The sequence below is a fragment of the Rhodopseudomonas palustris genome, from assembly GCF_007005445.1.
GTDB classification, from domain to species: domain Bacteria; phylum Pseudomonadota; class Alphaproteobacteria; order Rhizobiales; family Xanthobacteraceae; genus Rhodopseudomonas; species Rhodopseudomonas palustris_G.
The window spans coordinates 1,810,850-1,823,716 of the sequence record NZ_CP041387.1; the positions used below are offsets into that span (position 1 = coordinate 1,810,850).

Here is a 12,867-nt window from a genome sequence, read left to right on the forward strand (position 1 = left end):
TTGAACCGTGTATCGACGGCCGTCGGCCCATCGATCCGGGTCATGGATCTGGGCATGGAACGGGGTATAGCGCAGCCTGGTAGCGCGGCAGTTTTGGGTACTGCAGGTCGTTGGTTCGAATCCAGCTGCCCCGACCACCCGCATTTTTCGACCGTCCGACTACATCAAAGCCCGTGCGATCGGCGCCCCGCCGGCCCCGGTCCGATCGTCGCCTCCAACGTCGCAGCGGAGTGCCGCCGATGAAGATCGCGCTCGCGATCGTGTCGCTGTTCCCGAGTGGCGGCTTGCAGCGGGATTGCATGGCGATCGCCCGACGGCTCGCCGCGCGCGGTCACGACGTCACCATTCTGGCGTCGCGCCGGCAGGGCGAGCTGCCGTCGGACCTGAACATCGACCTTCTCCCGGTCAGCGCCTGGAGTAACCACGGTCGAGATCTTCGCTTCGCCGAAGCGGCGGCGCAACGCAAGCGCGACTTCGATCGTCTGGTCGGCTTCGGCAAGCTGATTGATCTGGATGTGCTGTACTGCGCCGACGGCTGCGACAGGGCGAGGCCGGCGCGATGGTCGGATAGGTTCACGGCCCGGCGCCGCGTCAAGCTCGATCTGGAAGCGGCGAGTTTCGCGCCCGGACGGCCGACGCAATGCCTGCTGCTGAGCCGGGACCAGCTCGACGATTTCGCGCGCGCCTGGGGCACCGAGCCGGAGCGGCTGACGCTGATGCCGCCGACCATCGATCGCGCCCGGCGGCACCCGGAGTTTCGCGCCGACGGCACCCGCGAGCGGATGCGCGACGAGCTCGGCGTCGCTGGCGACGCCACGGTCTGGCTGGCGGTGGCGGCGCATCCTTTGACCAAAGGGCTCGACCGCGCGGTGGCGGCGCTCGCCGGATTCCCGGAGGCCAGGCTGGTGGTGGCCGGTGTCGCCGAGGGCAGCAAGCAGGGCCGGCTGATGCGCCGGCTTGCCGGGGCCGCCAATGTATCGGACCGGATCATACTGCTCGGGATGCGCCGCGACATTCCGGAATTGATGGCGGGGGCGGATCTGCTGATCCATCCGGCGCGGGTCGACACCACAGGCACGGTCATTCTGGAAGCGGTGGTCAACGGGCTGCCGGTCATCGCGACTGCGGTGTGCGGATATTCGGTGCATGTCGCGGCGGCCCGGGCCGGCGTGGTGCTGCCAGAGCCCTTCGGGCCCGGCAATCTGAACGAGGCCCTTCGTCAGGCGTCCGCGCCGGCATGCCGGGCGGAGTGGAGCCGCAACGGTGCCGGCTACGGCGCCGGCCATGATCTTTATTCGGGGCTGGATCGTGCCGCCGACATCATGGTCGGAGCCACGGCGGGCACGCCGGAGCCCTGATTGGCGGGCCGTGCCGGTTCGCTGACGACGCCGGATGCGGCAACCGTGGTGGCCGGCGCAGCCATGCCGGCCGGTTGGGCGGCAACCGCCTTGGCTACGGATTTTGCGGGTTTGTCCTGCTGCTTCGACCAGGAGATGTAGTAGGCCACCACTGTCATCAGCGCGATGCCGACGACGCTGACCAGGATCTGCGCCAGCAGCGAGCCCGAACTCATGGTCAACTCGAAATGTGCCACGAAGGACAGGAACACGCCGACGCAGAACACCGCGAGCGACTGCTGGCCGCATTTGATCAGCGGATCGAACACCCGCCATTCCAATCCGCTCCAGTCCTTGGGCACGAACCGGATCACAAGCACCACGATCACCGCGAAATGCAGGAAGCGGTACGGCGCGAGGTTGGTCTTGTCGTTGGGATTGAACGCGTCGTACAGCCACGCCGGAAACAGCTCGCCGAAGTCCTGGAAACGGCCGGCCATCGTCATCACCAGCGCGAACACAAGATACGCCAGGCAGAACCACAGCATGCCGCGCGAGTCGATGATCGAGCGCGACCGAACCGTTCCGCCGAGTGCGCACCATGCGCCGAATACGAACAGGAGTTGCCAGCAGAACGGGTTGAAGTACCAGGTGCCTTCCGGAAACGCCTGCAGATTCCATTCGAAATAGCGCGCGGCGAAATACAGTAGGAACGAGCCGATCATCACCGCATCCGGCTTGCGCAGCATCAGCCACAGCACCGGCGGGAACAGCCCCATCAGCACGATGTACAGAGGCAGCACGTCGAGATTGACCGGCTTGAATTTCAACAGCAGGCCCTGCCGCAGCGTCTCGATCGGATTGGCGATCAGGCCGGCGACGTTGAACTCGTTGATGATCTCCGGATCGGAAAAGCGCTGCGCAACATAGCCGATCGCCACGATATAGATCACGAACAGCACGATGTGGGCGACGTAGAGCTGCCAGACCCGCTTGGTCAGCCGGGTGCCGCCGACGATGAAGCCGCGCTCGAGCATCATCTTGGCGTAGACGAAGGAAGCGGTGTAGCCGGAGATGAACACGAACAGATCGGCGGCGTCACTGAACCCGTAGTTCCGTGTGGTGATCCAGTTCACCACGTTGTTTGGGATGTGATCCAGGTAGATTGCCCAGTTGGCGACACCGCGGAACAGGTCGAGCCGGAGATCGCGCCCCTTGCTGGGCAGTATGGCCTGGATTTCCATCGGGTGGACTGTCCGTGTGGTTGCGAGGTCGTCATCCGGCCTGCGATTGTCACGATGCCGGGGACGGAATATAGGAAATCAGGAAACCGAACCGCCAAGCGACGGAATCATAAAGTGGCCGGGATCGACCGTACACCTCTACGCAAACCCGGTGTGCTCCGTTACGCGACGGAACACTACACCAGGATCGCCGCTTCCACCAAACCGGCGCAGCGCCGCACCCGACAGGCCGAACCCTCCATGACCGCACGGATCTACAAGCCCGCCAAGAACGCGATGCAATCCGGGACCGCCAAGACCCGCGAGTGGCAGCTCGATTACGAGCCGGAGAAGCCGCGCACGATCGAGCCGCTGATGGGCTGGACCTCGTCCTCGGACATGCACCAGCAGGTCAGCCTGCGCTTCCACACCCGCGACGAGGCGGTCGCCTATTGTGAGCGGGAAGGCATCCCGTATCAGGTGATCGAGCCGAAGGAGCCGGCGCGCCGCCGCGCGGCCTACGCCGACAATTTCGCCTTCCGCCGCCCCGAGCCCTGGACCCACTGATCCGGCCACGGACTGCCTGCGGCTCCGCTTGGGCGCCGCACGACCGCTCGGCGCAAGCCCGAGGCTGCTGCGACCGGCTATCCGCGTGCACGTTGCGCCGGGGCCAGGTTAGGGTTGCGCCCTGCGGCCCGGCGATGACACGATGCCATTCAACGCTTCGGTCCCGAAGCGAGTCAGAACCTGCCGGAAACGCCATGTCGCTGCACTCCAAGATCGATCCCGGTTCGGCCGATTTCGCGCGCAATGTCGATGCGATGCGGGCGCTGGTCGCCGAATTGAACGACAAGCTGGCGGCGGTCGCTGCTGGCGGCGGCGAGGCGGCCCGCGCCAAGCACACCGCGCGCGGCAAACTGCTGCCGCGCGACCGTGTCGACCTGCTGCTCGATCCCGGTACCGCGTTTCTCGAATTGTCGCCGCTCGCCGCCAACGGCCTGTACGGCGGCGATGTGCATTCGGCCTCGATCGTCACCGGCATCGGCCGCGTGATGGGCCGCGAATGCATGATCGTCGCCAACGATGCGACGGTGAAGGGCGGCACCTATTATCCGCTGACGGTGAAGAAGCATCTGCGCGCCCAGGATATCGCGCGGCAGAACAATCTGCCGTGCATCTACATGGTGGATTCCGGCGGCGCCTTCCTGCCGCAGCAGGACGAGGTGTTTCCCGACGAGCGGCACTTCGGCAGGATCTTCTTCAACCAGGCCAACATGTCGGCTGCCGGCATTCCGCAGATCGCGGTGGTGATGGGCTCGTGCACCGCCGGCGGCGCCTATGTGCCGGCGATGTCGGACGAGAGCATCATCGTCCGCAACCAGGGCACCATCTTTCTCGGCGGCCCGCCGCTGGTGAAGGCCGCGACCGGCGAAGTGGTTTCGGCCGAAGAACTCGGCGGCGCCGACGTGCATTCACGGCAGTCCGGCGTCACCGATCACTACGCGCAGAACGATGCCCATGCGATCGGCATCGCCCGCAAGATCGTCAGCACCTTGAAGCCGCCGCAGCGGCCGCCGCTCAACATGCGGGAGCCGCGCGAGCCGCTGTATCCGGCCGAGCAGCTCTACGGCATCGTGCCGGCGGAAAGCCGCAAGCCGTTCGACGTGCGCGACATCATCGCCCGGATCGTCGACGGCTCCGAGTTCGACGAGTTCAAGAAGCTGTACGGCCAGACTCTGGTGTGCGGCTTCGCGCATATCTGGGGCTTTCCGGTCGGAATCATCGCCAACAACGGCATCCTGTTCAGCGAGTCTTCGCTGAAGGGAGCGCACTTCATCGAGCTGTGCTGCCAGCGCGGCATTCCGCTGGTGTTCCTGCAGAACATCACCGGCTTCATGGTCGGCAAGAAGTATGAAGCGGGCGGGATCGCGCGCGATGGCGCCAAGCTGGTGACTGCGGTCGCGACCGCCAATGTGCCGAAGTTCACCGTGGTGATCGGCGGCTCCTACGGCGCCGGCAATTACGGCATGTGTGGCCGGGCGTATTCGCCGCGGTTTTTGTGGATGTGGCCGAACGCGCGGATCTCGGTGATGGGCGGTGAGCAGGCGGCGATGGTGCTGAGCCAGCTCCGCCGCGACAATATCGAGGCCAAGGGCGGCGCGTGGAGCACGGAGGAGGAGGAGGAATTCCGCTCGCCGATCCGTGCGCAATACGAGACCCAGGGCAGCCCGTACTACGCGACCGCGCGGCTGTGGGACGACGGCGTGATCGACCCCGCCGACACTCGCTTGGTGCTCGGGCTCGGGCTGTCGGCGTCCAGCAACGCGCCGATCGAGCCGACCAAGTTCGGCCTGTTCCGGATGTGATGATCAGGATCTGATGATGGCCAACCTTGCCCTGTATCGTCGCTTCCGCACGCTGCTGATCGCCAACCGCGGCGAGATCGCCTGCCGCGTCATCCGCACCGCCCGCGCGATGGGACTGCGCACCGTCGCGGTGTATTCCGAAGCCGACGCCGGCGCGCTCCACGTGAGCGAAGCCGACGAGGCCGTGCTGCTCGGCCCGGCGCGGGCGCGCGACAGCTATCTCAACATCGCACGCATCATCGAGGCGGCGAGACAAACCGGCGCCGAGGCGGTGCATCCCGGCTACGGCTTTCTGTCGGAGAGTGCTGAATTCGCGCAGGCCTGCGCCGATGCCGGGCTGGTGTTCGTCGGGCCGACGCCGGAGATGATCACCGCGATGGGCTCGAAATCGGGCTCCAAGGCGCTGATGGAAAAGGCCGGCGTGCCGCTGGTGCCGGGCTATCACGGCGCGGCGCAGGACGAGGCGACGTTGGCGGAGGCTGCCGACAGGATCGGCTTTCCGGTGCTGGTGAAAGCTTCGGCCGGCGGCGGCGGACGCGGCATGCGGGTCGTGCGCAAGGCCGACGAACTCTCCGCCGCGATCGTCAGCGCCAAGCGCGAGGCCAAGGCGGCATTCGGCGACGATACGCTGCTGATCGAGCGCTACGTCGACAATCCGCGCCACATCGAGGTGCAGATCGTCGGCGACAGCCACGGCAATCTCGTCTCGCTGTTCGAGCGCGAATGCACGCTGCAGCGCCGCCACCAGAAGGTGATCGAGGAGGCGCCGTCGCCGACGCTCGACGCCGCGCAGCGCGACAAGGTCTGCGAGGCGGCTCGTCGCGCGGCCGGCGCGGTGAACTATGTCGGTGCCGGCACGATCGAATTCGTCTCCGACGGCAAGGACGTGTTCTTCATCGAGATGAACACCCGCCTGCAGGTCGAACATCCGGTGACCGAGCTGATCTCCGGCGTCGACCTGGTCGAATGGCAACTCCGCGTCGCGTTCGGCGAAGCGCTGCCGCTATCGCAGGACCAATTGAAGCTGAACGGCCACGCCATTGAGGCGCGGGTTTACGCCGAAAACCCGGCAAAGAACTTCATGCCGTCGGTCGGCAAGATCACCACGTGGCGCACGCCGGCCGAAGTCGATGGCCTACGCATCGATGCCGGCTATCGCGGCGGCGACAGCGTGTCGCCGTATTACGACGCGATGCTCGCCAAGGTGATCGCCTGGGCGCCGACTCGCGAGGCGGCGATGGATCGGCTCGACCGAGGCCTCAACGAGACCGACGTCCGCGGCGTCGTCACCAATATCCCGTTCCTGTCGGCGCTGGTGACGCATCCCGAGGTGCGCGCCAACGCGGTCGACACCGGCTTCATCGAACGCCATCTCGCAGCGCTCACCGCGGCCCCGAGCACGCTCGGCGATCTCGAACTCGCCGCCGCGGTTGCGGCGATCCTGCGCGGCGAGGACGAAGCGGCGAAGGCCGAAGGCCCGTCACCGTGGCGGATTTCGGGCTGGATGCCGGTCGGCCGGCGCAAGCGCAGCTTCCTGTTCCGGCGCGGGCAGGGCCACGACCACACCGACCATACGATCGAGCTGACCTATGGCGGCGGATCGTCGACGCTGAGGATCGAAGGGCGCGAGCTTGCGTTCGCTTGGGCGGCCAATGGCGTCGGCATCGACGTGTCGCTCGGCGATGCCCGCGCGCGCATCCACGCCGTGATCGATGGTGCCGAGCTGTATGTGCGGACGCGCAATGGCCGGTTCGAGCTGCATCTGGTCGATCCGTTCGGCGGCGAGAGCGAGGAGGCGGTCGGCGAGGACAAGATCGTGGCGCCGCTGCCCGGCACCGTGGTGGCGCTGCTGGCGGAAGCCGGCGCCCGGCTGGAGAAGGGCGCGGCGATCCTGACGCTCGAAGTGATGAAGATGGAGCAGACCCTGCGTGCGCCGTTTGCCGGCACGCTGAGGGCGATCAAGTGCAAGGTCGGCGACATCGTCCAGGAAGGCGCCGAACTCGCGGAAGTCGAGGCCGAGGAAGAATAGTTCATTCTCCGTCATGCCCGGCCTTGTGCCGGGCATCCACGCCTTCTTGCGGCGCGATGCCTAAGGCGTGGATGGCCGGGACGAGCCCGGCCATGACGAACGACTTTTGGGGTTCCTCCATGACCGACACCATCCGCATCGTCGAAGTCGGCCCGCGCGACGGGCTGCAGAACGAGAAGACGCCGGTCAGCGTCGCCGACCGCGTCGCCTTCGTCGAGGCGCTGGTCGCGGCCGGCCTCACCACTGTCGAGGTCGGCGCCTTCGTGTCGCCGAAGGCGGTGCCGCAGATGCAGGGCTCCGACGAGGTGCTGCGCGCGGCATTGAAGCTGCCCGGCGAATTCCACGTGCTGGTGCCGAACGAGAAGGGCTACGACGCTGCGCGCGCCGCCGGTGCGCAGGTCGTCGCGGTGTTTGCCTCGGCGTCGGAAGGATTTTCGCGCGCCAACATCAATTGCTCGGTCGCGGAATCGATCGAGCGTTTCAAGCCGGTGATCGCCCGCGCCCAGGCCGACAATGTCAGAGTGCGCGGTTACGTGTCCTGCGTGCTCGGCTGCCCGTTCGATGGCAATGTGCCGGTGCAGGCGGTGGTCGATGCCGCGACCACGCTGTGGGACCTCGGCTGTTACGAGATCTCGCTCGGCGACACTATCGGCGTCGGCACGCCGAGGAAGGTCCGCGAGCTGCTGCGCGCCTGTGCCGAAGCGATCCCCATGGCCTCGCTGGCGATGCACTTCCACGACACCTACGGCCAGGCGCTCGCCAATCTCTATGCCGGGCTGGAAGAGGGCGCCCGCGTCATCGACAGCGCCGCCGGCGGCCTCGGCGGCTGCCCCTACGCGCCGGGCGCCACCGGCAACGTCGCCACCGAGGACGTTGTGTACATGCTGGAAGGCATCGGCGTGTCGACGGGCGTCGACATGGGCAAGCTCGTCGCGGCGACCAACAGCATCGCCTCGCTGCTCGGCCGTCCGCCGGTGAGCCGCGTGGTCAATGCGCTGAACGCGAAGAAGAAGCGAAGCGCGTAGCGATCGCGCATCGACAGCATTGCGGTTGCCGAGAAGACGTGCCGGGCCGCAACCGTCCGCTCGCCGGCGCGCGATCGGCATAGAATTATTTGGACCGACGTAACAATCGGGGTGCTCGTCACGTCGAACTGATTGGGCGGCATTCGCCGTTCGGATCGAATTCGACAGGGATGACATCAATGACCCTCAGCACCCGCTTCGTTTTTGCCCTCGTCTTCGCCGCCTTCTCGGCCAGCCTCGCTGCGGCGCCTGCCGCCTACGCCATGGACAAGATGGAGAAGAAGGACAGCATGGCCAAGGACAGCATGGCGAAGGACTCGATGGCCAAGGACGGCATGAAGAAGGACACGATGGCGAAGGACGGCATGAAGAAAGACGACATGCACAAGGACGGCATGTCCAAGGATCAGATGAAGAAGTAGTTCAGCCGCGACCGGAGCCGGACGGCGCGCGACGGCCGTCTGGTCACCAGGGACCGGTGGCGAAGACTTGCGGGCTGCCGCCGAGCAGGCGGCCGTCGCGCAGCATGATCGCGCCGTTCGAGCGGTCGTGGATGCCGTTCAGCATTCGGATGGGGATCGAAGACTGGCCGTTCCGCATTGGATGCCGATCTCCGGCCGGTCGTCCCGGAAGCGCGGAACCTGCGACGGCTGATCGGGGCAGATCGGCGCTGCGACGGTTGGTCTTACGAAACGTTCGCGCAAATCCAAGCGGCAACGGCGCGGCGTTCCGTCACGAGCCGGTTCCGTGCCGATGGTTGTGAGGCCGGCCGCATCTGGCTACAACCGGGCCTCACCCTGCGACCCGACGTCGATCTTCCCGAAGGACAATCCGATGCGTTTCGCTTTTCCCGCCGGCGCTGTGCTGGCTTTGGCCGTTGCTGCGCTGTCTCCCGCCGCGGCCCTGATGTCGAGCACCCCCGCCATGTCCGAATCCGCCAAAACCGTCACCACGCCGTCGGGCCTCCAGATCTTGGACACCCAGGTCGGCACCGGCGCCTCGCCGGCGCGCGGCCAGATCTGCGTGATGCACTACACCGGCTGGCTGTACGAGAACGGCGCCAAGACCCGCAAATTCGACTCCTCGGTCGACCGCAACGAGCCGTTCGAGTTTCCGATCGGCATGGGCCGGGTGATCAAGGGCTGGGACGAGGGCGTCTCGACCATGAAGGTCGGCGGCAAGCGCACGCTGATCATTCCGCCGGAGCTCGGCTATGGCGCGCGCGGCGCCGGCGGCGTGATCCCGCCGAACGCGACGCTGATCTTCGACGTGGAATTGCTCGGCCTCAAGTAAAACCGGCGATGCGATGGCCCGGCATGAGCCGGGCCATCGTCACCGCGGCTACTGACGGCCGCAATAGGCCACAATGTTGCTGGCGCCCATGCCGCAGGTCGCGGTCAGCTTGCCGTTCGCGAGCTTGAGCGTGTCGGCGAAGCGGGCCTTGGTGCCGCTGACGCAGAACGCCGACAGCAGTGTATCTTCGTCGGCGCAGGACACCGGGCAGCCATCGGACGGGCAGGAGGCCGAGGTCAAGGTCTTGATCGGACTGACCGGCACGGCCGTCGCGTCGGCGACCGCCTGTACGGCCGCGTCGGTCGGGCCGGGCTCGGAGTTGAAATTGCGGACGCCGAACACCACCACCGCTGCGGCGATGCAGGCCACGATCAATGTCGGTAACTTCATCTTCAACCCCATTCTCAAATAAAGCGGCAGCCGAGACCGCGGTGAGCATAGACCTGCATTGCGGAATTGGAAGCTTTCAACGCCAACGGCGTTAACTCGTCACTGATCAGGCGCAAATGGTAATATGCGACCGCGATTAGTTGCGGTGTGGTATCCGTCCCGCGCGCACGTTGTACCAATCCCGCTTTCGCCCACGTTCGATCTGTATAGCGATCTACCATGACGATGATTCAGCCAGATCCCGCCGACCTCGAACCGATTCACCCGTATTCGCTGGCGCGGATCTCGCACGTCGCGCTGCAGGCCGGCGCGGTGCTGGCGCAGAGCGGGGCGTCGGTGCGCGTGGTGCATGAAGGCGCGCGGATGGTGGCGGAGGGGCTCGGCGTCGAGGTGCTGGGGATGCGCTCCGGCTACGCCTCGTTCGAGATCACGCTGGCCCGCGGCCATCACAGCTTCACGCGCATGATTCAGATCGGTCCGCACGGCGTCAACCATCGCCTCGACTTCGCGGTGCGCGAGCTGCTCAAGCGCGCCTCGCGCGGCGATATGACGCCGGACGCGATCGAGGCCGAGCTGAAGCGGCTGCAGAGCGACACGCCGCGGCATCCGCCGTGGCTGGTGGCGATCGCGACCGGCGCCGCCTGCGCGGCGTTCGGCCGGTTGCTCGGCTCCGACTGGCTGTCGTTCGGTCCGGTGCTGGCGGCGGCCAGCATCGGGCAGGGCGTCCGCCATCTGCTGCTCGGCCGCCGCTTCAACGTGTTCGTGGTCGCGGCCATCGTCGGCTGCATCTCGGCGGCGCTCGGCGGCCTTGGCGCGCGGCTGATCGGCAGCTCCACCACCGAGCTGGCGATGATGGCATCGATCCTGCTGCTGGTGCCGGGCGTGCCGTCGACCAACGCCCAGACCGACGTGATGGACGGCTATCCGACCATGGGCAGCGCCCGCGCCGTCACCGTGATCATGATCATGGTGTTCGCCGTCACCGGGCTGTGGCTGGCCGAATTCGTGCTGAGGATTCACACATGACCGCGACCTGGATCGCGATGCTGCCGCATCTGGCGCACCAGGCGGCGTTCGGCGCGCTGGCCGCGGCCGGATTCGGCGTGCTGTTCAATTTCGGCTGGCGCACGCTCGCCTGGTGCGCGGTCGCCGGCGCCCTGGCGCTGGCGGTCCGCACCGTGGTGCAGCAGACCGGCGGCAGCCTGGAGGCCGCGACCTTCGCGGCGGCCTTCGTCACCTCGTTCACCGCGATCCTGGCGCTGCGCTGGCTCGGCCCGGCCTGCAACGCGGTGGCGCTCGCCGGCTGCATTCCGATGGTGCCGGGCGCGTTCTTCGGTCAGGCGATGCTCGGCTATATGGCGGTCGCCGCCGACACCACCGGCTCCTCGACCGCGCAGATCGTCGCCGCCTCGCAGGCGTTCGTGCGGGTGCTGTCGATCGTCGGCGCGATCGGGGCGGGGCTGGCGATCCCGGCCTATCTGCTCAAGAGCCGGCAGTTCTGATCAGCGTCCGGTGCCGGGCCAGGCCACCGAGCGCGCCACGCCGCTCGCCAGCCGTCCGGCATTACGGCCCTCGACGATGCTGCCGTCGTGGCTGCTGGCCTGGATCAGCGACACCCGGCCGCCGGGATCGATCCGGAATTTGCGGCGGTCCCGGTATCCGGTGCCGTCGAGCAGTCCGTAATCGGTGGTCAGCCACACCGTCGATGTGGTGGTCGCACCTTCGGTCCACACCGGATCGGTGATCTCGTCGACCTTGAAGGCCCAGAACTTATAGCTGTGCGACTGGCCGAACGAGCGGACGCGGACGATCTCCGCTTTCAGATGCAGAATCGCTCGGGCTTGGGATTGGTCCACGAGATCTCGAATGCTTGCCGGAATGCAGATCGGTATCCGATTCTGCCACAGGGCCGCTGTAGCGTCATGCGAGCGGGATCGCCGGTAAAATTCGGACTGCAGCTCGGCCGGGATCGCCCGCGGTGGGGACATCCTGCAGATAGGTTTGTCTCTGCGTCTCAGTTGCGGCTTCGGCGCGCCGCAGCGGCTTGAAATCTCGATGAAACACGGTGCTCTGGGAGCATCGGTATCAGGGGGATTGCAATGCGGTCATGGGGAGGCGCGGCGCTGGCCGCGTTGCTGCTGTCGGGGTGCGCGTCGGTGACGCGCGGCACCACGGAGAACATTTCGATTGCGACCACGCCGGCCGGCGCCAAGGCCGATGTGTCCGGGACCGAGGCACCGTTTTCCTGCGTCACGCCGTGCGTGGTCGAGGTCAACCGCAATGCCGACATCACAGTGAGCCTCAGCAAAGAGGGCTATGAGCCGCAGATCATCCCGCTGACCCGCGAAGTCTCCGGCAGCGGCGGCGCCGGCTTTGCCGGCAACCTGCTGCTCGGCGGCGTGGTCGGCATGGGCGTCGACGCCGCCACCGGCGCCGCGATGGATCACAAGCCCAACCCGGTCGTCGTGACGCTGCAGCCGGTCGCACCGCCACCGCCACCGGTCGTCCGGCATCATCGCAAGCCGCGGGTGCCGGTGAGTTGACTTCGGCTTATGCGCCAACGCCGCTGGCAGGTAACATGTGCTGTCCGGCTAATCGCGAGGTGAGCGAACGACGCTAGTCTCCCGGTCATTGGTTGGGGAGAAGCCTAGATAGTCCGCCATTCCATCCACTTGCCACTTGTGCAGCGTTTCCCCACACTCGATGCGCGACCGTTCGAGATGCGGGGATTGGGAGATGGTGCGTAAGCCGAAAACGGAGGCTGAGAAGCTGGCTGAGTTCGCGAAGTCGGCTCCTTTTACTGAGGCCGCGCTGAGCAAGGCTGTGCTCCGGCTGGTTCGAAAAAACGCTGAGGTTGGTCAGCTCTTGATCCACGAGGTACTCGCTGTGGGTGATAGCGATCCGAAGCGGTTTTGCGGGTTGGAAGACAAGCAGAAGTGGCTGGACATGGCAGGCATCTCTGCCCTCGCCATCGTTAAGTCCCTTGAGCGGGAAATCCGAATGGGACAGGAAGAACGTCAAAAAGACGAGCAAGGCTCAGTTGCACCCGAGCTGATCCGCGACGAAACGGAAGATATTACGGCCTCGGCCTTCGCGATCGTTGAGCAGGTCGCTGAACGGACGAGGCAGATAGAAGAGTTGGCTCTGACGAACCAGCAGGCCTTGCAGAAACTCTCGTTGCTTCTGTTGTGAAGCGGCGATCAA

General features: G+C 66.3%; 14 protein-coding genes and 1 tRNA gene. 12 read left to right on the forward strand and 3 right to left on the reverse strand.

The genetic code is table 11. The annotated features are described in order from the left end of the window. Window positions 1-60 precede the first annotated feature (60 nt). Both FLL57_RS08215 and FLL57_RS08220 read left to right on the forward strand, forming a co-directional pair. Window positions 61-137 (forward strand) — tRNA-Pro (locus tag FLL57_RS08215). A 102-nt stretch (window positions 138-239) separates the two neighbouring features. Next, window positions 240-1,358 (forward strand): glycosyltransferase family 4 protein, encoded by a 1,119-nt coding sequence (locus FLL57_RS08220; RefSeq protein WP_047308719.1) that lies wholly within the window; start codon window positions 240-242, stop codon window positions 1,356-1,358. Here FLL57_RS08220 and FLL57_RS08225 read toward each other — a convergent pair. Further along, window positions 1,292-2,581 (reverse strand): OpgC domain-containing protein, encoded by a 1,290-nt coding sequence (locus FLL57_RS08225; protein ID WP_142882635.1) that lies wholly within the window; start codon window positions 2,579-2,581, stop codon window positions 1,292-1,294. The two genes, FLL57_RS08220 and FLL57_RS08225, sit on opposite strands and share 67 nt — an antisense overlap. 240 nt (window positions 2,582-2,821) lie before the next feature. Here FLL57_RS08225 and FLL57_RS08230 point away from each other — a divergent pair, with 240 nt between their 5' ends. The 6 genes from FLL57_RS08230 (at window position 2,822) to FLL57_RS08255 (ending at window position 9,273) form a co-directional block, all read left to right on the forward strand. Then, entirely contained in the window at window positions 2,822-3,127 is a 306-nt protein-coding gene (locus FLL57_RS08230) for an ETC complex I subunit (RefSeq protein ID WP_013502628.1), read from the forward strand. A 194-nt stretch (window positions 3,128-3,321) separates the two neighbouring features. Continuing rightward, window positions 3,322-4,926, forward strand: a complete 1,605-nt coding sequence (locus FLL57_RS08235) for a carboxyl transferase domain-containing protein (protein WP_142882636.1) — start codon at window positions 3,322-3,324, stop codon at window positions 4,924-4,926. 13 nt (window positions 4,927-4,939) lie between these two features. Continuing rightward, window positions 4,940-6,955 (forward strand): acetyl/propionyl/methylcrotonyl-CoA carboxylase subunit alpha, encoded by a 2,016-nt coding sequence (locus tag FLL57_RS08240; protein ID WP_142882637.1) that lies wholly within the window; start codon window positions 4,940-4,942, stop codon window positions 6,953-6,955. A gap of 119 nt (window positions 6,956-7,074) precedes the next feature. Beyond that, complete coding sequence (locus tag FLL57_RS08245; RefSeq protein ID WP_142882638.1) at window positions 7,075-7,980, forward strand: hydroxymethylglutaryl-CoA lyase; 906 nt, start codon at window positions 7,075-7,077, stop codon at window positions 7,978-7,980. A 179-nt stretch (window positions 7,981-8,159) separates the two neighbouring features. After that, entirely contained in the window at window positions 8,160-8,402 is a 243-nt protein-coding gene (locus FLL57_RS08250; protein ID WP_013502624.1) for a pentapeptide MXKDX repeat protein, read from the forward strand. Between the two features lie 412 nt (window positions 8,403-8,814). Next, window positions 8,815-9,273 carry an FKBP-type peptidyl-prolyl cis-trans isomerase gene (locus tag FLL57_RS08255; protein WP_013502622.1) on the forward strand — a complete coding sequence of 153 codons (459 nt, stop codon included), beginning with the start codon at window positions 8,815-8,817 and terminating at the stop codon, window positions 9,271-9,273. Window positions 9,274-9,321: 48 nt separating this feature from the next. Here the strand turns inward: FLL57_RS08255 and FLL57_RS08260 are convergent, their stop codons facing one another. After that, window positions 9,322-9,663 carry a hypothetical protein gene (locus tag FLL57_RS08260; RefSeq protein WP_047308737.1) on the reverse strand — a complete coding sequence of 114 codons (342 nt, stop codon included), beginning with the start codon at window positions 9,661-9,663 and terminating at the stop codon, window positions 9,322-9,324. Between the two features lie 219 nt (window positions 9,664-9,882). Here FLL57_RS08260 and FLL57_RS08265 point away from each other — a divergent pair, with 219 nt between their 5' ends. Further along, the gene (locus tag FLL57_RS08265) at window positions 9,883-10,689 is read left to right on the forward strand and encodes a threonine/serine exporter family protein (RefSeq protein WP_142882639.1); all 807 of its coding nucleotides are present in this window, start codon (window positions 9,883-9,885) and stop codon (window positions 10,687-10,689) included. Beyond that, entirely contained in the window at window positions 10,686-11,165 is a 480-nt protein-coding gene (locus FLL57_RS08270; protein ID WP_142882640.1) for a threonine/serine exporter family protein, read from the forward strand. The genes FLL57_RS08265 and FLL57_RS08270 overlap by 4 nt, the downstream gene beginning before the upstream one ends. On the opposite strand, the gene FLL57_RS08275 is transcribed toward FLL57_RS08270, so the two are convergent. Continuing rightward, complete coding sequence (locus FLL57_RS08275; protein WP_142882641.1) at window positions 11,166-11,519, reverse strand: hypothetical protein; 354 nt, start codon at window positions 11,517-11,519, stop codon at window positions 11,166-11,168. It lies immediately after the preceding gene. 243 nt (window positions 11,520-11,762) lie between these two features. Between FLL57_RS08275 and FLL57_RS08280 the strand changes: the two genes are divergently transcribed. Beyond that, window positions 11,763-12,206: a translation initiation factor 2 gene (locus FLL57_RS08280; RefSeq protein WP_142882642.1), complete on the forward strand. Its 444-nt coding sequence runs from the start codon at window positions 11,763-11,765 to the stop codon at window positions 12,204-12,206. 193 nt (window positions 12,207-12,399) lie between these two features. Beyond that, window positions 12,400-12,855 carry a hypothetical protein gene (locus FLL57_RS08285; RefSeq protein WP_142882643.1) on the forward strand — a complete coding sequence of 152 codons (456 nt, stop codon included), beginning with the start codon at window positions 12,400-12,402 and terminating at the stop codon, window positions 12,853-12,855. Window positions 12,856-12,867 lie beyond the last annotated feature (12 nt).

Bases quoted from the DNA above. Each gene is read 5' to 3' on its own strand.
- FLL57_RS08250 (WP_013502624.1), top strand. From the start codon at position 8,160: ATGACCCTCAGCACCCGCTTCGTTTTTGCCCTCGTCTTCGCCGCCTTC.
- FLL57_RS08285 (WP_142882643.1), top strand. From the start codon at position 12,400: ATGGTGCGTAAGCCGAAAACGGAGGCTGAGAAGCTGGCTGAGTTCGCG.
- FLL57_RS08255 (WP_013502622.1), top strand. From the start codon at position 8,815: ATGCGTTTCGCTTTTCCCGCCGGCGCTGTGCTGGCTTTGGCCGTTGCT.
- FLL57_RS08240 (WP_142882637.1), top strand. From the start codon at position 4,940: ATGATGGCCAACCTTGCCCTGTATCGTCGCTTCCGCACGCTGCTGATC.
- FLL57_RS08270 (WP_142882640.1), top strand. From the start codon at position 10,686: ATGACCGCGACCTGGATCGCGATGCTGCCGCATCTGGCGCACCAGGCG.
- FLL57_RS08245 (WP_142882638.1), top strand. From the start codon at position 7,075: ATGACCGACACCATCCGCATCGTCGAAGTCGGCCCGCGCGACGGGCTG.
- FLL57_RS08280 (WP_142882642.1), top strand. From the start codon at position 11,763: ATGCGGTCATGGGGAGGCGCGGCGCTGGCCGCGTTGCTGCTGTCGGGG.
- FLL57_RS08220 (WP_047308719.1), top strand. From the start codon at position 240: ATGAAGATCGCGCTCGCGATCGTGTCGCTGTTCCCGAGTGGCGGCTTG.
- FLL57_RS08235 (WP_142882636.1), top strand. From the start codon at position 3,322: ATGTCGCTGCACTCCAAGATCGATCCCGGTTCGGCCGATTTCGCGCGC.
- FLL57_RS08230 (WP_013502628.1), top strand. From the start codon at position 2,822: ATGACCGCACGGATCTACAAGCCCGCCAAGAACGCGATGCAATCCGGG.
- FLL57_RS08260 (WP_047308737.1), bottom strand. From the start codon at position 9,663: ATGAAGTTACCGACATTGATCGTGGCCTGCATCGCCGCAGCGGTGGTG.
- FLL57_RS08265 (WP_142882639.1), top strand. From the start codon at position 9,883: ATGACGATGATTCAGCCAGATCCCGCCGACCTCGAACCGATTCACCCG.
- FLL57_RS08225 (WP_142882635.1), bottom strand. From the start codon at position 2,581: ATGGAAATCCAGGCCATACTGCCCAGCAAGGGGCGCGATCTCCGGCTC.